Source organism: Lacisediminihabitans sp. FW035, assembly GCF_054880895.1.
Map to the genome: position 1 here is coordinate 1590278 of NZ_CM142187.1, position 21284 is coordinate 1611561.

At 66.3% G+C, this 21284-nt stretch carries 20 protein-coding genes; 12 read left to right on the top strand and 8 right to left on the bottom strand.

The window, feature by feature from the left end; genetic code table 11:
- The first annotated feature begins 136 nt into the window (after positions 1-136).
- From ACVXZ4_RS07695 to ACVXZ4_RS07710, 4 genes are all read left to right on the top strand, one after another.
- Positions 137-1915, top strand: coding sequence for a glycosyltransferase family 2 protein (locus ACVXZ4_RS07695; protein ID WP_461797643.1), 1779 nt, complete (start codon positions 137-139; stop codon positions 1913-1915).
- Positions 1912-2643, top strand: a complete 732-nt coding sequence (locus tag ACVXZ4_RS07700) for an HlyD family efflux transporter periplasmic adaptor subunit (RefSeq protein WP_461797644.1) — start codon at positions 1912-1914, stop codon at positions 2641-2643. The genes ACVXZ4_RS07695 and ACVXZ4_RS07700 overlap by 4 nt, the downstream gene beginning before the upstream one ends.
- Positions 2643-4676 (top strand): glycosyl hydrolase, encoded by a 2034-nt coding sequence (locus ACVXZ4_RS07705; RefSeq protein WP_461797645.1) that lies wholly within the window; start codon positions 2643-2645, stop codon positions 4674-4676. The genes ACVXZ4_RS07700 and ACVXZ4_RS07705 overlap by 1 nt, the downstream gene beginning before the upstream one ends.
- A 116-nt stretch (positions 4677-4792) precedes the next feature.
- Positions 4793-5152 carry a hypothetical protein gene (locus ACVXZ4_RS07710; RefSeq protein WP_461797646.1) on the top strand — a complete coding sequence of 120 codons (360 nt, stop codon included), beginning with the start codon at positions 4793-4795 and terminating at the stop codon, positions 5150-5152.
- A 141-nt stretch (positions 5153-5293) separates the two neighbouring features.
- Here ACVXZ4_RS07710 and ACVXZ4_RS07715 read toward each other — a convergent pair whose 3' ends face one another.
- On the bottom strand, positions 5294-6382 hold the full coding sequence (locus ACVXZ4_RS07715; RefSeq protein ID WP_461797647.1) for a winged helix DNA-binding domain-containing protein: 1089 nt from the start codon (positions 6380-6382) through the stop codon (positions 5294-5296).
- Positions 6383-6471: 89 nt separating this feature from the next.
- Between ACVXZ4_RS07715 and ACVXZ4_RS07720 the strand changes: the two genes are divergently transcribed.
- From ACVXZ4_RS07720 to ACVXZ4_RS07750, 7 genes are all read left to right on the top strand, one after another.
- Positions 6472-6636, top strand: coding sequence for a hypothetical protein (locus ACVXZ4_RS07720; RefSeq protein WP_461797648.1), 165 nt, complete (start codon positions 6472-6474; stop codon positions 6634-6636).
- Positions 6637-7070: 434 nt separating this feature from the next.
- Positions 7071-7274 (top strand): cold-shock protein, encoded by a 204-nt coding sequence (locus ACVXZ4_RS07725; RefSeq protein ID WP_147784641.1) that lies wholly within the window; start codon positions 7071-7073, stop codon positions 7272-7274.
- 249 nt (positions 7275-7523) lie between these two features.
- A complete protein-coding gene (locus ACVXZ4_RS07730) occupies positions 7524-8369 on the top strand; it encodes a DUF1684 domain-containing protein (RefSeq protein WP_461797649.1) in 846 nt (281 codons plus the stop codon).
- Between the two features lie 212 nt (positions 8370-8581).
- A complete protein-coding gene (locus ACVXZ4_RS07735; protein WP_461797650.1) occupies positions 8582-9931 on the top strand; it encodes a GAF domain-containing protein in 1350 nt (449 codons plus the stop codon).
- Between the two features lie 53 nt (positions 9932-9984).
- Positions 9985-11508: an acetaldehyde dehydrogenase ExaC gene (gene exaC, locus ACVXZ4_RS07740; RefSeq protein WP_461797651.1), complete on the top strand. Its 1524-nt coding sequence runs from the start codon at positions 9985-9987 to the stop codon at positions 11506-11508.
- A gap of 94 nt (positions 11509-11602) precedes the next feature.
- Positions 11603-12034: a DUF779 domain-containing protein gene (locus ACVXZ4_RS07745; protein WP_461797652.1), complete on the top strand. Its 432-nt coding sequence runs from the start codon at positions 11603-11605 to the stop codon at positions 12032-12034.
- Between the two features lie 34 nt (positions 12035-12068).
- On the top strand, positions 12069-13757 hold the full coding sequence (locus ACVXZ4_RS07750; protein ID WP_461797653.1) for a bifunctional 3'-5' exonuclease/DNA polymerase: 1689 nt from the start codon (positions 12069-12071) through the stop codon (positions 13755-13757).
- Between the two features lies 1 nt (position 13758).
- Here ACVXZ4_RS07750 and ACVXZ4_RS07755 read toward each other — a convergent pair whose 3' ends face one another.
- Positions 13759-14319, bottom strand: coding sequence for a PadR family transcriptional regulator (locus ACVXZ4_RS07755; RefSeq protein WP_461797654.1), 561 nt, complete (start codon positions 14317-14319; stop codon positions 13759-13761).
- A 219-nt stretch (positions 14320-14538) separates the two neighbouring features.
- On the opposite strand from ACVXZ4_RS07755, the gene ACVXZ4_RS07760 reads away from it, so the two are divergent.
- On the top strand, positions 14539-15030 hold the full coding sequence (locus ACVXZ4_RS07760) for a DUF3145 domain-containing protein (RefSeq protein WP_185204076.1): 492 nt from the start codon (positions 14539-14541) through the stop codon (positions 15028-15030).
- 49 nt (positions 15031-15079) lie between these two features.
- On the opposite strand, the gene ACVXZ4_RS07765 is transcribed toward ACVXZ4_RS07760, so the two are convergent.
- From ACVXZ4_RS07765 to ACVXZ4_RS07790, 6 genes are all read right to left on the bottom strand, one after another.
- Positions 15080-16291 carry a glycosyltransferase family 4 protein gene (locus ACVXZ4_RS07765; RefSeq protein ID WP_461797655.1) on the bottom strand — a complete coding sequence of 404 codons (1212 nt, stop codon included), beginning with the start codon at positions 16289-16291 and terminating at the stop codon, positions 15080-15082.
- Positions 16288-17523 (bottom strand): beta-ketoacyl-[acyl-carrier-protein] synthase family protein, encoded by a 1236-nt coding sequence (locus tag ACVXZ4_RS07770; RefSeq protein WP_461797656.1) that lies wholly within the window; start codon positions 17521-17523, stop codon positions 16288-16290. The genes ACVXZ4_RS07765 and ACVXZ4_RS07770 overlap by 4 nt, the downstream gene beginning before the upstream one ends.
- Positions 17524-17684: 161 nt before the next feature.
- The gene (locus ACVXZ4_RS07775; protein ID WP_185200773.1) at positions 17685-17933 is read right to left on the bottom strand and encodes an acyl carrier protein; all 249 of its coding nucleotides are present in this window, start codon (positions 17931-17933) and stop codon (positions 17685-17687) included.
- A gap of 41 nt (positions 17934-17974) precedes the next feature.
- The gene (locus tag ACVXZ4_RS07780) at positions 17975-18979 is read right to left on the bottom strand and encodes a beta-ketoacyl-ACP synthase III (protein WP_461797657.1); all 1005 of its coding nucleotides are present in this window, start codon (positions 18977-18979) and stop codon (positions 17975-17977) included.
- Positions 18976-19893, bottom strand: a complete 918-nt coding sequence (locus tag ACVXZ4_RS07785) for an ACP S-malonyltransferase (protein WP_461797658.1) — start codon at positions 19891-19893, stop codon at positions 18976-18978. Before ACVXZ4_RS07785 ends, ACVXZ4_RS07780 begins: the two co-directional genes overlap by 4 nt.
- A gap of 176 nt (positions 19894-20069) precedes the next feature.
- The gene (locus ACVXZ4_RS07790) at positions 20070-21269 is read right to left on the bottom strand and encodes a PucR family transcriptional regulator (RefSeq protein WP_461797659.1); all 1200 of its coding nucleotides are present in this window, start codon (positions 21267-21269) and stop codon (positions 20070-20072) included.
- Positions 21270-21284 lie beyond the last annotated feature (15 nt).

Consider the following 21284-nt stretch of genomic DNA (forward strand, 5'->3'; position numbering starts at 1 on the left):
GCCCGCACTCGTAGAGAGTGCCATTTCTATTTGCTCGGTGGGCATGGTGCCCCTCTGCAAAGGCCATCGTCGTCGCCCCAGGCAGTCTGCTGCCGCCACGCGTTCCCGCGCGCCCTGAGGAATGGAGAACAGCACTATGAGTCAACTCTGGAAGGAGAAACCGTTCCGCGGTGAACGCCGCAGCGAGCACACGCCCTTGCCCCGCGCCGTCGAGAACGGCGCGGCGAACTCGCCGACCCTCGTACTCTTCGTACTCATCGCCACGGTCGGCGTTCTGGCCTACTCGTTCTTCCTGCTGAACCCCGCCAACCGGGGGGACTGGCTGCCGTACACCCTGGTCATCACGGCAGAAGTCGTGCTCGTGACCCAGGCGCTCGTCTCGATGTGGACGATCCTGTCCGGCGGCATCGACCCCCGCGACTTCGCCTTCCACCACTCGCAGGAACGCCTCTTCGACGCCGTCTCCATAGAAAAGGAAGGCACCGACGCGCACCCCGAGCGGTGGGGGGTCTTTCTCGAAGACGTGCGCCTCGGAATCGACGTCTTCATCACGGTCTACGGGGAGGATGTCGCCACCATCCGCCGCACGGCCACCGCAGCCATCGCGATGCGCGGCGAGCACCTCACCTGGATCCTCGACGACGGCGGATCGGATGCGGTGCGCGACCTCGCCGCGGAGCTCGGCGCCCGCTACGTGCGCCGCCTCACCAACAATGGTGCGAAGGCCGGCAACGTGAACCACGCTCTCTCGATCAGCAGCGGCGAGTTCTACGCAATCTTCGACGCGGACTTCGTGCCGAAAGAGGACTTCCTCTACGAGACCGTGCCTTTCTTCATCGACAGCAACGTCGCCTTCGTCCAGACACCGCAGACCTACGGAAACATCAAGAACCTCGTCTCGAGCGGCGCTGGCTTCATGCAGTCGGTGTTCTACCGCTTCATCCAGCCGGGCCGAAACCGTTTCAACGCCGCGTTCTGTGTCGGCACCAATGTGATCTTCCGCCGCGAGGCGATCAACGACATCGGCGGGATGTTCACCGACTCAAAGTCGGAGGATGTCTGGACCTCCCTCATGCTGCACGAAAACGGCTGGCGCTCGGTCTACATCCCTGTGACCCTCGCCGTCGGGGATGCCCCGGAGACCGTCGAGGACTACACGAAGCAGCAGTTGCGCTGGGCATCCGGTGGCTTCGAGATCCTGATGCGCCACAACCCGCTGAACCCGCGCCGCCGCCTCACGATGGACCAGCGCCTCCAGTACACCGTCACGGCCACCCACTATCTCGTGGGAATCACCCCGTTGCTCCTGCTGATGGTGCCTCCTCTCGAGATCTACTTCGACCTGCGCCCGGTGAACCTCACCGTCACCTGGCTCACCTGGCTGCTGTTCTACCTCGGCTTCTACGGCCTGCAGATCCTGCTCGCGTTCAACACCATGGGGTCTTTCCGGCCCGCAACGCTCGTCATGGCGACCGTGTCGTTCCCCATCTACATCCGCGCATTCGTGAACGTGTTCTCGGGTCGTGAGCAGAAGTGGCACGTCACCGGAGCGGCCGGCAAACGGGTGTCGCCGTTCAACTTCATGATCCCGCAGGTGCTCATGTTCGCTTTCCTGCTGCTCACCTCGGTGGTCGCGGTCACGAAGGATCTCGGTCACGGCACGATCACTCTCGCCACGGCCTGGAATCTCACCAGCACGCTCGTCTTCGCGGTGTTCATCGGGGCCGCCCTGAAGGAATCACACCTCGCGCGCATGACAGTGCCTTCTCGGCCGGAGCTGCATGCCGGGTTCGCCCGTGTCCCGCGCTCATCCGCTCGACCCACTACTCGCGCCGTCTCGGTGCACCGGGTCGCAACGCCCCACCAGGCTGCGACCTCCGAAGTCTTCAACTCGAAAGGAATGGTGTCCCGATGACCTGGGGAAACCGATTCCGCCTTCTCGGCGGACTGATGCTCGTGCTGGCCATCGTGGCCGGCGCAACCCTCGTGCTCAACCAGCGCGAGAACCAGGTGGCGAGCGGATCCGCGTCGCTCGACGCCATCTCGTACTCCGTCGGATCCGACTACTCTGGCTCGGTCGTCGCGGAATCCGTGAAGGCGGGCGACCGGGTGAAAAAGGGCGATCCGCTCATGACCATCCAGAGCGCCACCCTGCTTCGTGACCTCTCTTCGCCCAAGACCTCACCGGTCAGCACTGCGTACACGACCTCCACAGACGGCACCCTCACCCTCACCGCCACCGAACCGGGCATCGTCTCGAGCGTGAAGGCACAGGTCGGTGGACTCGTCGGCGCCGGCCAGCCGCTCGCCACGATCGACCGCACCGGGCCGCTCTTCGTGCTCGCCAAGTTCCGGGTCGACTCCTACGACTTCGCCCGCATCGAGAAGAACGGCCGCGTCGAGATCGTGCTGCCCAACCATAAGCGCATCACGGGCGTCGTCTCCGACGTCAAGGTGCAGACGGTGGGCGGCGAGGCGGATGCCGAGATCAAGGTCACGAGCAAGGACCTGGTCGCCGGCAGCAACGACGGTCTCGTCGAACCGGGAACCCCGGTGACCGCGATCCTCCACCTCCGCGACGATGGACCGCTCGCGGGCGTGAAGGACTCCTTCTTCTCGCTCCTCGAGCAGATCGGAATCTGATGAACAACTCCACAATCGCCCGCGCTGCCGGCCTCCTTGCTGTCGGCATCGTCGTCTCGCTCGTCGCAGCCTGTAGCAGTCCGGGAGCCGGTGCTGGCGGCAATTCCCGCTCCTCCGAAGCCGCAGTACTTCGCGAAAGCACTGTCGGCTCGACGATTGCCAAGCTCCCGCAGAAGACGGTGGGTGAAGTCCCCGTCACCCGGCTCGCCCACGGGCTCGCACCCCCGACGAACCGCTGGTTCTCCGGACTGGTCTTCGGCGAGCATCCGCTCCCCGTCTTCCCACTTCCCCTGTCGTTCGGTCTCACCGACACCGGATTCACCTTCGGGCTGCCCGAAATCACCACCACTCCCGACACCATCACGGGCGGCAACACCCCGAGTGTCACCATCGACGCCGGCGCGCGTACAAGCGAGATCACCGCCTACGACGACGCCTCGGTCACGATCGCACACAAGTCCGAGTCGGGCAGCACCGTCGGCTCGACGGTCATCGCCGAGGGGTCGCCTCTCGTGAGCTTCACCGCCGCGAAGAAGCTCACTCTGAAACTGGGCCAGAAGTTCAGCTCCTCCGGCAAAGGCGTCTACTCGGCCAAGGTCGGAAAGACCACCTACGGTCTCCGAACCACGGGATCGCTGTCGAAGGACGGCACCGGTCTCAGCCTCGCGGAAGGGGCGACCGCTACCTGGTTCCCCGTGCCCACCGACGGGACGTTGTCGGCCGTCGCCGCCAATGCCGTACCTGTCACCGCGGTGACACTCGACTACGCGAGCGGTGGCCCCACCGCATCGACCACGCTCGACTACGCGACAGCGAAAGCCGAAGATACCCTCATCGCCACCCTGCCGCACCAGCAGAAGTCGATGACCACTCCCGCCTGCACTCTCGGCAGCTACCCCTCCATCTACGGCACCATGAAGCTCTGTGCCGAGAAGAGCCTCTCCTGGACCAGCCCGACGGTGAAGGCGTCCGACAGTCTCGACCTCGCATCCCTCGATGCCGCCAAGAAGAAGGATCTCACCACCGCTCTCGCGCAGGATGTCGCGCAGACCGCTGCGCTCCCGGCCGACACCTACTTCGGAGGCAAGGCGCTCTACCGTCTCGCCAACCTCTTGATGCTGGCCGACCAGCTTGGTGACACCTCCGCAGCGAAGACGGTCGGTGCCAAGCTCAGCGAAGCTCTCGGCGAGTGGACCGACCCCACGCGATGCAAGAGCACGGCGGAGCGCTGCTTTGTCTACGATCCGAAGACCAGGGGCATCGTCGGACTCACCGCGTCCTTCGGCTCCGACCAGTTCAATGACCACAACTTCCACTACGGATACTTCCTCTACGCAGCGAGTGTGGCGGCCTCCCACGACTCGGCGCTTCGCACGAAGATCACCCCGGTGATGAACCTCCTCGCGGCGGACCTCGCCTCGAGCGGGGACTCGAAGTATTTCCCAGATCGTCGGGGCTTCGATGCCTACGCCGGCCACTCCTGGGCGTCGGGCTACTCGCCGTTCGCCGACGGCAACAACCTCGAGTCGAGCTCCGAAGCGGTCAACGCCTGGAATGGCCTCGCCTTGTGGGGCTCGGTCAGCGACAACAGTGAACTCGAGAAGGAGGCCTCGTGGATGCTCGCGAGCGAGGCGGCATCCGCCCGCTCCTATTGGACCGATTTCGACGCCTCCGACCCGGTCTACGCGCAGTACACCCACTCGGTGGTCGCGCTGAACTGGGGTGGAAAGCGGGACTACTCCACCTGGTTCAGCGCCGAGGCGAATGCAAAACTCGGCATCCAGCTCATACCGATGAGTCCGGCCGGCGGCTACCTCGGCGGCGATCCCACGCGCATCGCCAAGAGTGTGAACGAAGCAACCTCGGGCGACTACAACAAGCAGTTCGGCGACTACATTCTGATGTACGCCGCTCTCGGTGGGGCCGACAAGGCGAAAGCCGCGCTCGCGACCGCCCGCGACCTGCCGGAAAAGTTCATCGATGACGGCAACTCGCGCAGCTATCTCCTCGCCTGGATCATGACGAGGCGCTGAGTCTCGCCCGGGAGAGCGCGGCCGTGCGGGGGAGGGCACTTCGAGACTTATTACGCCTTCCTCCGTATTCGCGCAATGTCCTGATATTCCTCCCGGATCAGGGGCACGGTAGAACCATGAGACGTGTTGCGTACGGGGGAGAGTCGTTCATCACCAGTGATGACGGGGCTGCGGCATTGCTTGATTTCGCAGCCTCGGCCGCCATGAGCGGCGTCGCAGAGGTTGTCACATTGCCGAGCGTGCTACCGGATGGGCGGGTCGTCTTGGTGAATCTCGTGATCGGTCCGTCGAGTGAACTCATCACCTCTCCGATCGAGACGAGCTTGGCGGAGCCCGACACGACTGCTGCTGCCGCCGACCTCCGCGCCCGTGCGACGCAGCTCGGGGCCACGAGTACCCACGCTCATGGTGGGCCCATCTCGGGGAGTGACCTCGAGCCCTCGGCGCCCGACACCGGTGATCTCGAGCTCTATTGACTGGGGGTGGATCAGTGATGCCGAATAATCCAGAATGCCCGCTCTGCGGCGGAGGCCTAGATCGTCGCGATGGTGAATGGTGGTGTGTCGGCTGCGACGTGGCCTTCGACTGACAGGCGTGCACGACCGCCGAGGCGCTGCTCAGTTCGCGTGGAACTCGCGATAGCGTTCGGCCGCGGCGTCGAACGTGCGGGACTGTGCCGGGGTGAGCGCTCCGAAAGGCTCGGGCACGATGACGGTGATGCCCTGGGTGACCGTACGGCGCCAGGTGCCGATCACCCGTCCGGCCGCGACGATCGTCGGCAGGAAGATGCCGTTGCCTCCCGGCACGATCTTCTCGAAGTGTTGCGGCGGCAGCGGAGCTGATCTCTCGGAATAGCCGAGCAGGTATTCGTCGAATCCGGGGAGGGCGAGGGCATCCGCGCGCAGGGTCGGGGGAGCGTCGGGGTCGGCCACCATCCAGTGCACCACGCCGTCGACGGTGACGTCGCACAGGGCGTCCCCGGCAGCGGCGATGCCACGACGCACGTCGGTGAGGGAAAGTCGCCCCCACCACGCGAGGTCGGCGACGGTCGACGGACCGTGCCCCGTGAGATAGCGGATCGCGAACCGCGTGAGCAGTTCGTCACGGTCGAGCTCCACGGCCGGGGCGATCCATTCCTCGACGAGCACCAACCCCTGCTGGGTTCCGTTCGGTGGCCCCCAGCACACGATGCCGCGTTCCGCGAGCAGCCAGAGGATGTGGTATCCGCGCTGCGAATCCGTGCGAATGCCCGCATCCTCCAGTGTTCGCATGACGGCGTCGCGGCCGAGGGCATTCCGACCGGCGATCGCCCCTTCGATCACCTCGCGCGCTCGACTCATCGTCGCTTCGTCGAGTTCGAGCTGGCGCTGGCGGGTGCGCGTCGACGCGATGGTGCGCTCTGCGGTGAGGGTGAGGATGCCACGCAGGTCTTCCGCGGCGACCATCATGAGTGTTCCCCGCAGCGATGAGGATCGCACGACCGATCCCTCCGCCATAGCGCGGAGCACGTCGGAGCGGCCCGCGCCGGGGGTGCGGAGTCCGACACCCCAGACGGATTGCCCGAAGCCCTGGGACTGGGTGGCGAACATCCGCCTCACGGTGTCGGCGACGGTGACCGAGGCGCTCGCCGTCGGAATCAACTGTTGTGCGGCAAGCCGACGAGCAAGCAGTTCCTTCTGCGTGAGGACCGGGGATGCCACAGACATGGCTCCAGTATGGTGGCGACCCCCGATCTCGCCCCGCTAGTTCACGGGAGAGCCCTCGTCCCTCCGGAACAGGGAGTAACGTCGCAACCATGATCGGATTCATAGTTCTCCTGCTCGTCATCTGGCTCGTGCTCGCCATCCTGGGGTTCGTCATCAAGGGGCTGTTCTGGCTCGCCGTCATCGGCATCGTGCTCTTCGTCGTCACGGCGATCGTCGGGTATATCAGGCGTGGGGGCAGCCGCTCCAAAGTGTGACCCTCCGAAGCGCGAGCGGGGTGGCCGGCACCATCGTCACCTCGCAGTGGGCCGAGTCCAAGTCCAGGGTGTGGTGGCCGTGCCGCGACGACACGGTTCTTCCGGCTTGAAGTCCGGACGGCCGAGGTCGAGGAAACCGCGGGATTCCGTCACGCGGATACCGCGCAGGGGTGCCCGGAAGCCGGGCGTGCTGAGAAGAACTCGAGGCCAATGTGTTCCGTTCTTGTCACACGGGTGCCCAAAACGAGGTACGTGCACTACAGTTGGCCATGCAGTTGCAGTACCTCGCACATCTTGAATGCTTGGAGCTTGCCGCACGGGTTAGAAATAACCAGCGCGATGGGTGCCATGTTTCTTTCGGGAGCGGACGATGAACACCGCGACGAGTGGGTCCGAAAGTCGGGTCCACGCGAAGACTCCTGAAGGAGAAAATTATGGCACTAGGAACAGTGAAGTGGTTCAACGCTGAAAAGGGCTTTGGATTCATCGCCCCGGACGACGGAAGCCCGGATGTGTTCGCACACTACTCGGCGATCGCCTCGAGCGGCTACAAGTCGCTTGACGAGAACCAGAAGGTCGAATTCGACCTCGCCCAGGGCCCCAAGGGACCTCAGGCCGAGAACATTCGTCCCCTCTAAGACGCAAGTCTTCCGGCCGTAGTGGCCGAACTGGATGCAGCTTCGTGCGTCGAATAGGCGCTGTGGGTCTCCTTCCTCACGGATAAGGTCCCCGCATGCTGTGGGCATCGCCCATCGCAGCTGATACTCCGAACTAACCGGTCCCGCACTTGTGCGGGGCCGGTTTTTTCATGTCCGGTCGCGGCGCCTGACGGGAATGCGCGAGTGTCACCGATCGTTACTGGGAGTGACTTCAGCAAGGATGGAACCATGACCGACACCACCACATCAGCTCCCATCGCCCCGACCCCGGCCGAGGCACTCGCGACCTATCACGGTCGGCGTGAGCTCTCGGTCGTGCAGCCGAAGGGCAGCCTCGCGCTCGTCAACACCCAGTGGATCGATTCCGAGCAGACCATCTGGGGGGTGCCGGGCACCTGGGCGCCACTGCCCGCGGGCGAGTCGGGTCTCAGGCTCACGGCCGCGGCATCCGACGGCATCGTGGTCGACGGTGCACTGGTCGACGGCGAGGCGATCGTCCGCGGTAAGGATCACGAATCTCCGAGTGAGATCGTGTTCAGCGAACACGTGACCGGCTTCGTCATCGCCAGCGAGGAGGGCACCTACGCGCTGCGGGTGTGGGACGCAGCCTCCGAGGGCATCCAGGAGTTCGGCTCCATCGACGTATTCGACTACGACCCGGACTGGGTGGTCACCGGCACCTTCACCGAACTGCCGGATGGCACGACCGTCGGTTTCGAGCACCTCAAGGACGACGGCAAGACCCGCGACCTACCGATCCCCGGCGAGATCACCTTCTCCAAAAACGGCATCGACTACAACCTGGCCGCTTTCAAGGCCGGCCGGGCGCTCCAGCTCGTATTCTCTGATGCCACCAGCGGCGACAGCACCTACAGCGTCGGCCGATTCCTGTTCGTGGCCCCGAATGCGGATGGCACGATCACCCTCGACTTCAACCGCGCAATTCTTCCGCCCTGTGCCTTCAGCTATGCATTCAACTGCCCGATGCCGCCGAAGCAGAACCGCTTCTCCGTGCCCATCGAGGCCGGCGAGAAGCAGGTCCTGAAGAAGGATGGTTCCCTGCTTCACGAATGATCGCGGGCCGGCCCTTGCATGTCGGCGTTTAACCATGCGGCCGCCCGTTCCCGGGCCATCGCGGACAACTCGGGTCGGCACGCCGGCCCCGGTTGACCGCATCCGCCCGTACATCGCCGTGCGGTGCCGCACGGGGCGGGGACGCTTCACGGGCGGCACGCGGTACCGCCTACTAGGATTGCGCCACTCGACCAATGCTGATCGGAGGTGCCATGACCAGCCCCTGGATAGTCGCGCGCCCCACCGACAGCTCCGAGCGACAGCGACTCGCGTCGGCGCACGACTCCGTGATCGCGACGCGAACCGCCGTGAGCGGCGTGCGTCGGCTCGTGCAGGAGTCCTGGCAGCGTTCGCTGCAGCTCGAGCTCGATCCCGATCACCTCGGAGCGGCGATCGATTTCGACGAAGACGACCTTCACGAATACCGCAGCGCGCACCCCATGGCGCTGGCGCTTCCCACCATCCACAGCCTGCTCATCCGGCACACCTTCGATGCCGGTCTGATCGTCGCGATCGGGGACGAAGCCGGCCGGTTACTCTGGATCGACGGAGACCGGGCGCTCCGCCGCAAGGCGGAGGGAATGCTCTTCGTCGAGGGTGCCGACTGGTCGGAGCGCGCGGTGGGCACGAGCGCACCCGGCACCGCACTCGCTCTCGACCACGGCATCCAGATCCAGGGTGCGGAGCACTTCAATCGCATCGTCCACCCGTGGAGTTGCACGGCCGTGCCCGTGCACGACCCCGCCTCCGGGCGCATCCTGGGCGTCATCGACATCACTGGGGGAGCGGATGCCGTGGCCCCCGCCACTCTTCCGCTGCTGGAGGCCGCTGTGGCGGCCGTCGAGTCCGAGATGCGCATCCGACGCCTGGACGAGCTGAGTTCGCGCCCACGCCGCTCCGCGACAGTCCTCGCCGCCCCACGGGCCATCGCGCCGCCCGTGCTGTCCGTGCTCGGCAGTGATGTGGGTCGAATCGCCGTCGGGGGCCGGTCGATCGAGTTGAGCACGCGACACTCCGAGATCCTCACCCTGCTCGCCTGGCATCCAGAGGGTCTCTCCGTCGACAGGCTTGCGGGGCTGGTCTACGAGAGGGAGGGTTCGATCGTCACGCTGCGCGCCGAGATGGTGCGCCTGCGCAAAGTGCTCGAGCGCATCGATGAATCGCTCGTGCCCCTCTCGCGTCCGTATCGGCTGCCGGCGCGACTGGAGCTCGATGCCCACCGGGTGCTCGCGTTCCTCGATCGCGGTGCCCACCGCGTGGCGCTCGGGGCGTACTCTGGCGCACTGCTTCCGACCTCCTCTGCCCCGGGCATCGCCGAGCTGCGCCAGGAGCTGAGCCAACGGCTGCGTGACGCGTTGCTGACCGACGCCTCCGCCGAGACTCTTCTCGCCTACGCCCGCACCGATGAAGCCGCCTACGACGCCGAGGTCTGGAGGACGTGTCTCAGGATGCTCCCGCCGAAGTCTCCGAAGCGTGCGGCGGTCGTCGCCCGCCTCGAGCGCATCGAAGCCGAACTCGGCCTGCAACAAGTCGCAACCTCCCCGCAACCTCGACGCTCCTAACCTGCAACGGAGCCCATTAGGTTCTTTTGACAGAGTCGTCGACAGGAGTTGCAATGACCGTTTATGCGGCCCCGGGTACACCGGATGCGAAGTTCAACTACAAGCCCCGCTACGAGCACTGGATCGGGGGCGAGTGGGTCAAGCCGGTCAAAGGCCAGTATTTCGAAGACATCTCGCCCGTCAACGGTAAGCCGTTCTGCGAGGTCGCCCGAGGAACCGCCGAGGACATCGAGGCGGCGCTCGATGCCGCCCACAAGGCCGCGCCCGCCTGGGGCAAGACCAGTGCCACCGAGCGGGCCGCGGTACTCAACCGCATCGCCGACGTGATCGACGCCAACACCGAGATTCTCGCCCTCGCCGAGACCTGGGACAACGGCAAGGCCATTCGCGAGACGCTCAACGCCGACATCCCCCTCGCCGCGGATCACTTCCGGTACTTCGCCGCCGCTATCCGTGCCCAGGAGGGCAGCTTCGCGGAGATGGACAACGGCATGACGGCGTACCACTACCACGAGCCGCTCGGTGTGGTCGGCCAGATCATCCCGTGGAACTTCCCCATCCTCATGGCCGTCTGGAAGCTTGCCCCTGCCCTCGCGGCTGGCAACGCGATCGTGCTGAAGCCCGCGGAGCAGACGCCCGCGTCGATCCTCGTGCTGATGGAACTGATCGGCGACATCCTTCCCGCCGGAGTCGTCAACGTGGTCAACGGATTCGGTGTCGAGGCGGGCAAGCCGCTCGCGTCGAGCCCGCGGATCCGCAAGATCGCCTTCACCGGAGAGACGACCACCGGTCGGCTGATCCTGCAGTACGCGAGCGCGAACATCATCCCTGCGACCCTCGAACTCGGCGGTAAGAGCCCGAACGTGTTCTTCAAGGACGTCGCGGACGCGGATGACGCGTTCTACGACAAGGCCCAGGAAGGCTTTGCGCTCTTCGCGTTCAACCAGGGAGAGGTCTGCACGGCTCCGAGCCGCGCCCTCATCGAGAAGCCGATCTACGACAAGTTCCTCGGCGACGCGGTGAAGCGCACTTCGCTCGCGGTGCAGGGCAACCCGCTCGACACCGACACGATGGTGGGCGCCCAGGCGTCGAACGACCAGCTCGAGAAGATCCTGAGCTACATCGACATCGGAAAGCAGGAGGGTGCGAAGCTCTTGCTCGGTGGCGAGCGTGCGGACCTCGGCGGCGACCTCAGCGAGGGCTACTACGTGCAGCCGACCATCTTCGAGGGCCACAACAAGATGCGTCTCTTCCAGGAGGAGATCTTCGGACCCGTCCTCGCGGTGACCAGCTTCGACGGCTACGACGATGCCATCTCGATCGCCAACGACACCCTCTACGGGCTCGGAGCGGGGGTGTGGTCGCGAAACGGCAACACCGCGTATCGGGCGGGCCGCGACATCCAGGCCGGTCGAGTGTGGGTCAACAACTACCACGCCTACCCCGCGGGCGCAGCATTCGGTGGCTACAAGAGCTCGGGCATCGGCCGGGAGAACAGCCGCCTGGCGCTCGACCACTACCAGCAGACGAAGAACCTCCTCGTCTCGTACGACGAGAACAAGCTGGGCTTCTTCTAAACCCGCATCACCCCGGGGATCGAGCCTGTCGGCACTCTGACAGGCTCGGTCACCGGTCTCGGGCGCATACTGAGACCAGATCGAAAGGACACCGATGTCTGTCATCGAAAGCACCGGAGTGGTCACCGCGACGGTCACCGTTCCCGGCGAGACCATTCCGCGGGTCGAGTTCCTGCCCGTGACCGTGGATCTTCTCCGCAAGCTGTGGGACCAGTACGGGCCCCTCATGATCCACCAGTCCGGCGGATGCTGCGACGGCTCGAGTCCCATGTGCTTCCCCGCCGGCGACTTCCTCACCTCCGACCAGGACGTTCTCCTCGGCCGACTCGACATAGCCCCTCAAGGCGGCGACCCCCAGGTCATCGACTTCTGGATGTCCGCCGAGCAGTTCCAGTACTGGAGCCACACTTTCCTCACGGTCGACGTCGTCAAGGGCCGCGGAAGCGGCTTCTCGGTCGAGTCTCCGGAGGGCGTCCGCTTCATGATCCGCTCCCGCCTGATGGAGACCGCGACCCCCTTCGTGTGAGCCTACGGTCGGCGGCATCCCGCACAATTGAGTCGTGTATGTCGCCGTCTTCTCCCGCCGCGAGGGCATCGCCCTTCAGCGACTGACGGCCGACGGTGCGCTCGAAGGCTCGGAACGGGTCGTCGCCGAGGCTGAATTCGCTCCGACGGTCGCCGACCTGGAACGTGAGCGTCCACGCTGGGTCTGGGACGACACCTCCCGGTGGTATCCCCGGCTGCTCGGCGCGCGAGTCCGGGTCGAGCGATGTGTCGACCTGCGGCTGTCCCACGCGATCCTGCGTAATTCAGCACTCACGGCCGGCTCCGGTCTCGCCTCGGCACCCGCGAGCTCCTGGGATCGCGGCGCGCTCGAAGAGGTCGACCGGCCCGCAGACCACACCCTTTTCGACTTCGACTTCGATTTCGCTGGCGACCCCACGGATGATCCCGTCGAAGACACCCTCGCGGAGTTCGCCGCGCAACGTGCCGCGATCGCGGGCGCGCAGGATCCGGCGCGCATCGGCCTGCTGATCGCGGCGGAGTCCGCCGGTGCTCTCATCGCAGCGGAAATGATGTATGCCGGGCTGCCGTGGCGCGGCGACATCCACAATGAAATCCTCGAGAGTCATCTCGGACCGCGCCCCGCGGCCGGGCTGCGACCCGCTCTCCTCGACGCCGCCCTGCAGCGACTGCGGGAGGCGCTGGAGGCACCCACCCTCAATCCGGATTCGCCGGCCGAGTTGCTCAAGGCACTCGCCGTCGCGGGTCTCATGGTGACCTCGACCCGGTCGTGGGAGCTCAAGAAGCTGAAGCATCCCGCCATCGAACCGCTGCTCGAATACAAGAAGCTCTCCCGCCTGCTGACGGCGAATGGATGGCACTGGCTCGACTCGAACGTGCGCGACGGGCGTTTCCATCCCGAGTATGTGCCCGGGGGAGTGGTGACGGGACGTTGGGCGAGCAAGGGCGGCGGCGGAGCGCTGCAGCTGCCGAAGCAGATTCGTGGGGCTGTGGTGGCGGATCCGGGCTGGAAGTTCGTCGTTGCCGACGCCTCTCAACTCGAGCCGCGAATCCTGGCCGCTCTGTCGGGCGATCGGGGCATGGCCGAGGCGGGCAGCGCAGGCGACCTCTACGCCGGTATCGTCGCCAGCGGGGCCGTAGAGACCCGTGACCAGGCGAAGGTGGCGATGCTCGGGGCGATGTATGGGGCGACCTCCGGCGAGAGCGGGCGGCTGATGCCCAAGCTCATGAAGACCTATCCGAAGGCGATCGCGCTTGTCGAAGAGGCCGCGCGCGCGGGCGAGCGTGGCGAAGTCGTCACGACACGACTCGGACGCAGCTCGCCTCTGCCGTCGGCAGCCTGGCGGGCGACGCAGTCCGATGCCTACGACGAGACCGCGACGGAGGTCGACGCGAGTCGTGCCCGCGGGCAGGCGCGCAGCTGGGGCCGGTTCACCCGCAACTTCATCGTGCAGGGCAGCGCCGCGGAATGGGCCCTGTGCTGGATGGCCAACCTGAGGCGGTCCCTGCACGAATCATCCGGCGCCTGGATCACGCAGTCGCCTCACCTGGTCTTCTTCATGCACGACGAGGTCGTGGTGCATTGCCCGGCGGACCGGGTGGTGGAGGTCGAAGCGGCGATCCACACCTCGGCGGAGGAGGCGGGCCGCCTCATGTTCGGCGCTCTGCCGGTGACCTTCCCCCTGACCGTCGCGATCGTGGACGACTACGGCCAGGCGAAATGACTCACCGCGCCGATGCGCGGCGACCTCGCTTGGGTCGGGAGTCCGACAGTGGGCGGAACGAGTCGTAGTCCACGAGGGCGGCGATGGCGGATCCGAGCCAGGCGATCGCGGCGACCGCCTGGGCTTCCCGTGCGACGAGAGCGAGGCGCGCATCGGCAAGGGCGGGCTCCGGGGCGGACCGAGTGGCGGCGAGATCGGCCTCCCACCAGCGGCGATATCGTTCTGCGACCGTCTTCGCGGCCACCGGGTCGATCGAGCTCGTCACGAGCACCTGGTCGAGCATCTCCGTCCACTCGGGGAGACCGTCGAGCACTGGTTCGGTCATCCAGGATGCGGCGGCTGACGCACCGGCGGCGGTGAGCCGGTAGAGCGGGAGGGCGTCGATGGTGGTTCCGGCGGGTTCGACGAGGCCGGTGCGGGCGAGTCGCTCGAGGGTGCTGTAGATCTGGCCCACATTCACCGGGCGCCGATGCGGAGTGCGTGAGGCGAGCTCTGAGTGCAGCTGGAGCCCGTAGCCCTCGCCGAGTGAGAGGACGGCGAGAAGACCATCGCGCACCGACATGCGTCTCCTCTCCCCGAATCAAAACCATGCCGAGTATATAGACGACAGAGGACTCGGCAATTACACAGTTGTTATTTGCCGCGGATTTCCGCGATAATTAGCGAAACGGCTTGCCGTTCAACTGAATAGCGCAGCACGGAACATTCCGAGGTCGATGGGGAAGTCGCACCTCAACGGAATGGAGTTATCGTGGCTGCACTAACCAATACCAGTGTCGCAATGGCGCGGGGTGTTCTCTTCGTGCACTCCTCCCCGCGAGCGCTGTGCCCGCACATCGAGTGGGCCGCAGGGGGAGCGATAGATCGCGCCGTGAACTTCCAGTGGGAAGAGCAGCGTGTGCTCAAGGGATCCATGCGCACCGAGTTCTACTGGGAAGGCGCCCAGGGCACCGGGGCGGCGATCGCCTCCGCCCTCCGTGGCTGGGAGCACCTGCGCTTCGAGGTGACCGAGGACTCTTCTCCCGGCAGCGACGGCGGCCGCTGGATGCATACGCCCGACCTCGGGATCTTCTTCGCCCAGACCGACACCGCGGGCAACGTGGTGATCCCGGAGGATCGGGTGCGGTACGCCATGGAGATCGCCGGCTCGGATGCCTTCGAGCTGCACCGTGAGCTGCGTCTCGCCCTCGGACAGGCCTGGGACGACGAGCTCGAGGCCTTCCGTCACTCCAGCGACACCAACCAGGTGGTCTGGCTGCACAAAGTCGGCTAACGAAAGTCGGCTAACGAAAGTCGACTGACCGACCTCGCCGGCAAGGCGCCTATCGGTGATAGACCTCGACGATACGGTCGACGTAATTGGTCGGTGAGAAGAGTTCCCGATCGATGAGCGCCCCCTTCGACAGGCCCACCAGGAGCGACGGGTCTTCGACCAGGGCAACGATCGCATCGGCCAGCCCCGCGTCATCCGGAGTCTCCGCGAGGTAGCCGGAGTTGAGCAGGCCCTCCTTGAGCTTCGGATCGCAGTAGAGCACGCCACGCTCCCGGCTGACGGCCTCCGCGATGGTCATCGGCTGATTGTCGAAGCCGAGAGAGGTGAGGGCGATGGCGGCCGAGGCATCCATCAGGGCGAGCACCTCGTCGTGTGGCAGGGCACCCTGCACCCGCATCTCCGGATGACCGGCCGCGAGCCGCTTGAGAGCCGCGAGGTCTGACCCCTCCCCGACGAAGTCGACGGTGAACCCGTTGTCGGTGCGCGCGAGCGCGGCGATGACGGCCCGGGCGAAATACAGGGGCCGCTTCACCGGCTCGCAGCGCGCCACCCAGAGGAAGCTCGGGCGACGTGCCTGCTCGAGGGTGAGCGGGTTGGACTCGATCTCGGCGGTCGCGATCGGGTTGGGGATCACGGAGATGGTGCCGGTGACGCCGGCGGCCGCGAGATCCACCGCCTGGTGTTTAGAGGGCGAGACGACCTGCTTCGCGCGGCGAGCCATCGCGAGCACGAGGTTGCGCAGCAGGTTGTCGGTCTTGCGCGGGGTGAACTGGATGTCGGGGATCTTCTCGCCGATGACCAGTTGCAGCGCCCAGCGGATGAACCAGGCGACGGATGCCTGTGGAGGGCCCTCGCTCGCCCAGTAGAAGCTGTGCACGGTGTGTACGAGGGGGATCCCCATGTTCGCAGCGGCGGCGTCGACCACATGGGCGAGCCCGAACTCGGTCTGAACGTGCACCACGTCCACCTGCTCGGCCCGGAGGTATCCTTCCAGCGCTGCGACGCTCTTGGCGTTGTTGGGGATCACCGCCAGATCGAGCACTGGCAGCCGGAACAGCGGTTTCACCAGGAGGCCGTCGGGCGAGCGCTGGTACCGTGCGCCCCTCAGGCCACGCGCTGGAGAGACGACGATCACGGTGTGGCCGGCTTCTTCGAGGGCGAGCTTCTGCTGGCGCATCGACGTCTGGGCACCCCCGACGTAGTCGAAGTAGTAGTCGCTGACGATGGCGATCTTCAGGGGGCCGCCTGGCGCCGCGGTCATACGCTCCGGAAGGCCAGCACGGCGTTGTGACCGCCGAAGCCGAACGAGTTGCTGATGGCGAGCAGGGGCCCCTCGCCGAGAGGGCGGGGACTCGTGACCACGTCGAGCGGGATCTCGGGATCCTGCTCAGTCAGGTTGATCGTCGGGGGCGCGACACGGTCGCGGAGGGCGAGGATCGTGAAGATCGCTTCGAGCGCGCCGGTACCGCCGAGGAGATGGCCGGTCGCACCCTTGGTTGCCGAGACCGGGATCTCGCCCAGCCGGTCACCGAAAATGGAAAGCAGCGCCTTGTATTCGGCGATGTCACCGACGGGAGTGCTGGTGGCGTGCGCGTTGATGTGCACGACCTCATCCGGGGTCGCGCCCGCCTGCTCGAGTGCCGCATAGACCGCACGCGCGGCCCCACGACCCTCGGGATCGGGCGCCGTGATGTGGTACGAATCGCTCGTGACTCCGCCGCCGGCGATCTCGGCGTAGATCTTCGCCCCGCGAGCCAGGGCATGCTCCTCGGTCTCCATCACGATCGTCGCGGCACCCTCGCCCATGACGAAGCCGTCGCGGGCGACGTCGTAAGGCCTGGATGCGGTCGACGGGTCGTCGTTGCGCTTCGAGAGTGCCTGCATCCCCGCGAAGGCCGAGATGGTGAAGGGATGGATGACCGATTCGGTTCCACCGGCGACGATGACGTCGGCGAGTCCGGCCTGCAGGTGATCGTAGGCGTTCGCAATGGACTCCGTGCTCGAGGCGCAGGCGGAGACGTCGGTGCGGGCGAACGCGCGGGCATCCAGGTCCATGCTGATGGCTGCGGATGCCGCATTCGGCATGAGCATCGGTACAGTCATCGGGAGAACCCGACGCGGCCCCTTCTCGCGCAGGGTGTCCCAGCCGTTGAGGAGGGTCCACAGACCGCCGATGCCGGTGGCGTAGTCGACGCCGAGTCGCTCGGGAGCGACCTCGGGCGAGCCCGCGTCCTTCCACGCCTCGCGTGCCGAGACCAGCGCGAGCTGCGCGGAGGGGTCAAGACGTTTGGCCTCCTGGCGCTCGAGGAATTCCTCGGGCCGCACGATGGACTCGGCGGCAAAGGTCACGGGGAGGTCGTATTTCTCGACCCACTCGTAGTCCAGGCTGCGGCCCCCGGAGGCGCCGGCGAGCAGCGCCTTCCAGGTCTCGGGGGCAGTGGCACCGATCGGCGAAATCGCACCGATCCCGGTGACGACGATTTTCTTGGTCATGACGGCATCTCTCTGGTGAATAGACGCGAAGGGCGTCGTCCGACGGGCGCAGCCAGCCCAGGTGTTTCTCCGTGGGCTGGCCAGCCGCGTTGGTGGGCCAGCATGCCCGGTAGGTCGTGCTGGGCGGTGCTGGTCCCGGGCGGTGCTGAATCTGGTCGGTGCTAGTCCTGGGCCGCGACGATGAAGCTCACGGCGTCGCCGACGGTCTTGAGGTTCTTGACCTCTTCGTCCGGGATCTTCACGTCGAACTTCTCTTCGGCGTTGACGACGATCGTCATCATCGAGATCGAGTCGATGTCGAGGTCGTCGGTGAACGACTTGCCAAGCTCCACCGAGTCGGTGGCGATGCCGGTTTCGTCATTGATGAGCTCGGCGAGACCGGCCAGTACTTCTTCGGTGGACAGTGCCATTGTGTTATCTCCTTGGGGGTGTCGTTTGACCGTTGATTATCTTACGGGAGCACAACGACCTGGGCTCCGAAGACCAGCCCCGCGCCGAACCCGATCTGCAGGGCGAGACCGCCGCTGAGTTCCGGATGCTCCGCGAGAAGCCGGTGGGTGGCGAGGGGGATCGATGCGGCCGAGGTGTTGCCGGTCGTCGCGATATCGCGCGCGATCATCACCGAATCCGGCAGCTTCAGCTGCTTGGCGAACTCGTCGATAATGCGCATGTTGGCCTGGTGGGGGATGAAGGCGGCGAGGTCCGCCGAGGTGATGCCGGCGGCCTCGAGAGCCCGACCCGCAACCTTCGCCATGTCCCAGACTGCCCAGCGGAACACGGTCTGGCCCTCCTGGCGGAGGGTCGGCCACTCGGCCGTGCCGTCGCGGAATTCGGTGAGCGTGGAGTTCATGCCGACGGCATCCGCCTTCGAGCCATCGGAGCCCCAGACGGCCGGAGCGATGCCCGGGCTGTCGCTCGGTCCGATCACCACGGCACCGGCTCCGTCTCCGAGCAGGAACGAGATGGATCGATCGGTCGGGTCGACAACGTCGGAGAGCTTCTCGGCACCGATCACCAGCGCATAGTGCGCGGCGCCCGAGCGGATGAGCGCGTCGGCCTGCGTGACCGCGTAGCTGAATCCGGCACAGGCGGCGTTGGTGTCGTAGGCCGCTGCCGGGTTCGAGCCGACCCGATCCGCCACAACCGCTGCCATTGATGGCGTCTGCTGCACGTTGCTGATCGTCGCGATGATCACGAGGTCGATCTGGTCGGCAGCGACGCCGGACTTCTCGATGGCTTCGCGGGCGGCATCCGTTGCGAGATCCACCGCGAGAATACCGGCGGAGGCGCGGGTGCGGGTGACGATGCCCGTGCGCTGCTGGATCCATTCGTCGCTCGAATCGATCGGGCCGATGAGCTCATCGTTGGGCACGACGAGATCGCCGCGTGCAGCGCCGTAGCTGTAGATGCGCGTGAACTGCGCGCCCGTGGTTTGGTTCAGGATGGGGTGGCTCATGACTTCCCGTCGATCAGGTCGAATGCCGCAGAGAGATCGTCCGGAGTCTTGACGGCCACCGTTGGTACTCCCTTGAGGCCGCGCTTCGCCAGGCCCACCAGGGCTCCGGCGGGGGCGATCTCGATAAGTCCGGTGACGCCGGCGGCAGCGAATGCGTCCATTGTCTTGTCCCACCGTACAGGGGAGGAAACCTGCCCGACGAGCAGGTCGATGAATGCCGCTCCGGTCGGCACGATCGTGCCATCGTGATTCGTCCAGATGGGGAGGGTCGGATCGTGCTTCTCGATGCCCGCGGCGACGGTCGAGAGATGCGCGACGGCTGGGGCCATATACCGCGTGTGGAATGCGCCGGCGACCTGGAGTGGGATGACCCGCGCTCCGGCGGGCGGTGCCTCTTTGAGCGCGGCGAGAGCGTCGAGTGCGCCCGCCACCACGATCTGGCCGCCACCGTTGAAGTTCGCCGGCTCGAGTCCGAGGTCGGCAAGGCGGGCGAGCAGCTCGTCTTCATCGGCGCCGATGACAGCGCTCATGCCCGTGGGCTCCAGCGCAGCGGCGCCGGCCATCGCCGAGCCGCGCTCGCGAACGAGAATCATCGCATCCGTCTCGGTGAGGATACCCGCGGCCGCCGCAGCGGTCACCTCGCCCACTGAGTGGCCGGCCACGCCGCCGATGCGGTCGCGACGGCCGTCGAGCAGGGCCGAGAGCGTCAGAAGCCCGGCAGCGACGATCAGCGGCTGGGCGACGGCGGTGTCGCGGATCGTGTCGGCGTCGGAGGTCGTGCCGTGCGCCGCGAGGTCGATTCCCGCGGCATCCGAGAGTGTGGCGAGGTGATCGGCGAAGCGGGACTCGGCCAGCCAGGGGGAGAGGAAGCCGGGAGTTTGGGAACCCTGGCCGGGACAGACGACGACGATCATCACTCCAGTCTGCCGTGGTGGGGCCGGGGGCGGGTTGTAGACCCACACCAAGATTCCGACGAAGCTTTGGAGCGATTCCACACTTTGCGGCGCCGGGGTGGTGTTCGCCAGCGGCATCCGCCCCGTCGAGCTGGGCTGGGCGAACATGTGAGGCGGCGGAGGAGTCCCGCGGCCGTCTAGCGGCGGCGCAAAGGCCCGTCGGGCTCTGCGATCGAGCCGATGATGAGTGCCGCCTGCAGGATCAGCGACTCGCGGGCGCCCGTGGCATCCCAGCCGATCACCTCCGAGACGCGCTTGAGGCGATACCGCACCGTGTTCGGGTGCACGAAGAGCTCGCGCGCTGTGGCCTCGAGCGATCGTCCGTTGTCGAGGTAGCACCACAGAGTTGCGAGCAACTCGGTGGAATGCGCCTGCAGCGGCTTATAGATGCGGTTGATGAGGGTCGCGCGGGCCAGGGCGTCCCCGGCCAGGGCTCGCTCGGGAAGGAGGTCGTCGGCCAGGGTCGGTCGCGGCGCGTTGCGCCACGAGCGGGCGACGGCGAAACCGGCCAGCGCTGCCTTGGCGCTGCGGGATGCCTCCACGAGGGAGGGCACCTGGTGGCCGAGTACCAGGTGGCCATCACCGAAGCCGGGCTCGAGGGCGGTCGCGATCTCGAGGAACGGCGTGAGAGTCGCCCCGGCAGGTTCGTCGGCCTGAGGTGTGGGATGCGCGCGGCCGATCACGAGCACGAGGCGACTTCCCTGCACACCGATCAACACATCGGCGTCGAGATGCCGTGCGGTGCGGCGCAGCATGTCCACGTCGAGCATCTTCGGCGCGGTGCCGACCAGCACCGACACCTCCCCGTGGCCGTGCCAGCCGAGGGCAGCGATGCGTGACGGTAGCTCGTCGTCGTATTCCCCGCTGAGGATCGAATCGACCACGAGGGCCTCGAGTCTGGCGTCCCAGAGCCCACGGGCTTCGGCCGCGCGAGCGTAGACATCCGCTGCGGCGAATGCGATCTCGCGGGAGTACAGCAGAATCGCCTCGCGCACCGTCTCGTCGGCGCCCTTGACGCGGTCCTCCACCACTTCGACCGTGACCCGGATGAGCTGCAGAGTCTGTGTCAGACTCACCGAACGCAGCAGTTCTCGCGGGGCCGCGCCGAAGACATCCGCCGCGATCCAGGGCGTCGACGTGGGGTCGTCGTACCAGTGGATGAACGAGGTGATACCTGCCTGCGCGACGAGGCCTACCGCCGAACGCCGACCCGGCGGCATCTCGCCGTACCAGGAGAGCGTGTCGTCGAGTCGCTTGAGCGTCGCCGTGGCGAGCTCACCGGAGATCGCCCGAAGCCAGGCGAGAGTCTGTTCCTTGGTCTTGACCGCAGGTGCCATATCGTCGTGAGCGTC

What these genes read in the sequence shown, in the direction of transcription:
- ACVXZ4_RS07695 (WP_461797643.1), top strand. Translation starts at nt 137, where the DNA reads ATGAGTCAACTCTGGAAGGAGAAACCGTTCCGCGGTGAACGCCGCAGC.
- ACVXZ4_RS07700 (WP_461797644.1), top strand. Translation starts at nt 1,912, where the DNA reads ATGACCTGGGGAAACCGATTCCGCCTTCTCGGCGGACTGATGCTCGTG.
- ACVXZ4_RS07705 (WP_461797645.1), top strand. Translation starts at nt 2,643, where the DNA reads ATGAACAACTCCACAATCGCCCGCGCTGCCGGCCTCCTTGCTGTCGGC.
- ACVXZ4_RS07710 (WP_461797646.1), top strand. Translation starts at nt 4,793, where the DNA reads ATGAGACGTGTTGCGTACGGGGGAGAGTCGTTCATCACCAGTGATGAC.
- ACVXZ4_RS07715 (WP_461797647.1), bottom strand. Translation starts at nt 6,382, where the DNA reads ATGTCTGTGGCATCCCCGGTCCTCACGCAGAAGGAACTGCTTGCTCGT.
- ACVXZ4_RS07720 (WP_461797648.1), top strand. Translation starts at nt 6,472, where the DNA reads ATGATCGGATTCATAGTTCTCCTGCTCGTCATCTGGCTCGTGCTCGCC.
- ACVXZ4_RS07725 (WP_147784641.1), top strand. Translation starts at nt 7,071, where the DNA reads ATGGCACTAGGAACAGTGAAGTGGTTCAACGCTGAAAAGGGCTTTGGA.
- ACVXZ4_RS07730 (WP_461797649.1), top strand. Translation starts at nt 7,524, where the DNA reads ATGACCGACACCACCACATCAGCTCCCATCGCCCCGACCCCGGCCGAG.
- ACVXZ4_RS07735 (WP_461797650.1), top strand. Translation starts at nt 8,582, where the DNA reads ATGACCAGCCCCTGGATAGTCGCGCGCCCCACCGACAGCTCCGAGCGA.
- exaC (WP_461797651.1), top strand. Translation starts at nt 9,985, where the DNA reads ATGACCGTTTATGCGGCCCCGGGTACACCGGATGCGAAGTTCAACTAC.
- ACVXZ4_RS07745 (WP_461797652.1), top strand. Translation starts at nt 11,603, where the DNA reads ATGTCTGTCATCGAAAGCACCGGAGTGGTCACCGCGACGGTCACCGTT.
- ACVXZ4_RS07755 (WP_461797654.1), bottom strand. Translation starts at nt 14,319, where the DNA reads ATGTCGGTGCGCGATGGTCTTCTCGCCGTCCTCTCACTCGGCGAGGGC.
- ACVXZ4_RS07760 (WP_185204076.1), top strand. Translation starts at nt 14,539, where the DNA reads ATGGCGCGGGGTGTTCTCTTCGTGCACTCCTCCCCGCGAGCGCTGTGC.
- ACVXZ4_RS07765 (WP_461797655.1), bottom strand. Translation starts at nt 16,291, where the DNA reads ATGACCGCGGCGCCAGGCGGCCCCCTGAAGATCGCCATCGTCAGCGAC.
- ACVXZ4_RS07770 (WP_461797656.1), bottom strand. Translation starts at nt 17,523, where the DNA reads ATGACCAAGAAAATCGTCGTCACCGGGATCGGTGCGATTTCGCCGATC.
- ACVXZ4_RS07775 (WP_185200773.1), bottom strand. Translation starts at nt 17,933, where the DNA reads ATGGCACTGTCCACCGAAGAAGTACTGGCCGGTCTCGCCGAGCTCATC.
- ACVXZ4_RS07780 (WP_461797657.1), bottom strand. Translation starts at nt 18,979, where the DNA reads ATGAGCCACCCCATCCTGAACCAAACCACGGGCGCGCAGTTCACGCGC.
- ACVXZ4_RS07785 (WP_461797658.1), bottom strand. Translation starts at nt 19,893, where the DNA reads ATGATCGTCGTCGTCTGTCCCGGCCAGGGTTCCCAAACTCCCGGCTTC.
- ACVXZ4_RS07790 (WP_461797659.1), bottom strand. Translation starts at nt 21,269, where the DNA reads ATGGCACCTGCGGTCAAGACCAAGGAACAGACTCTCGCCTGGCTTCGG.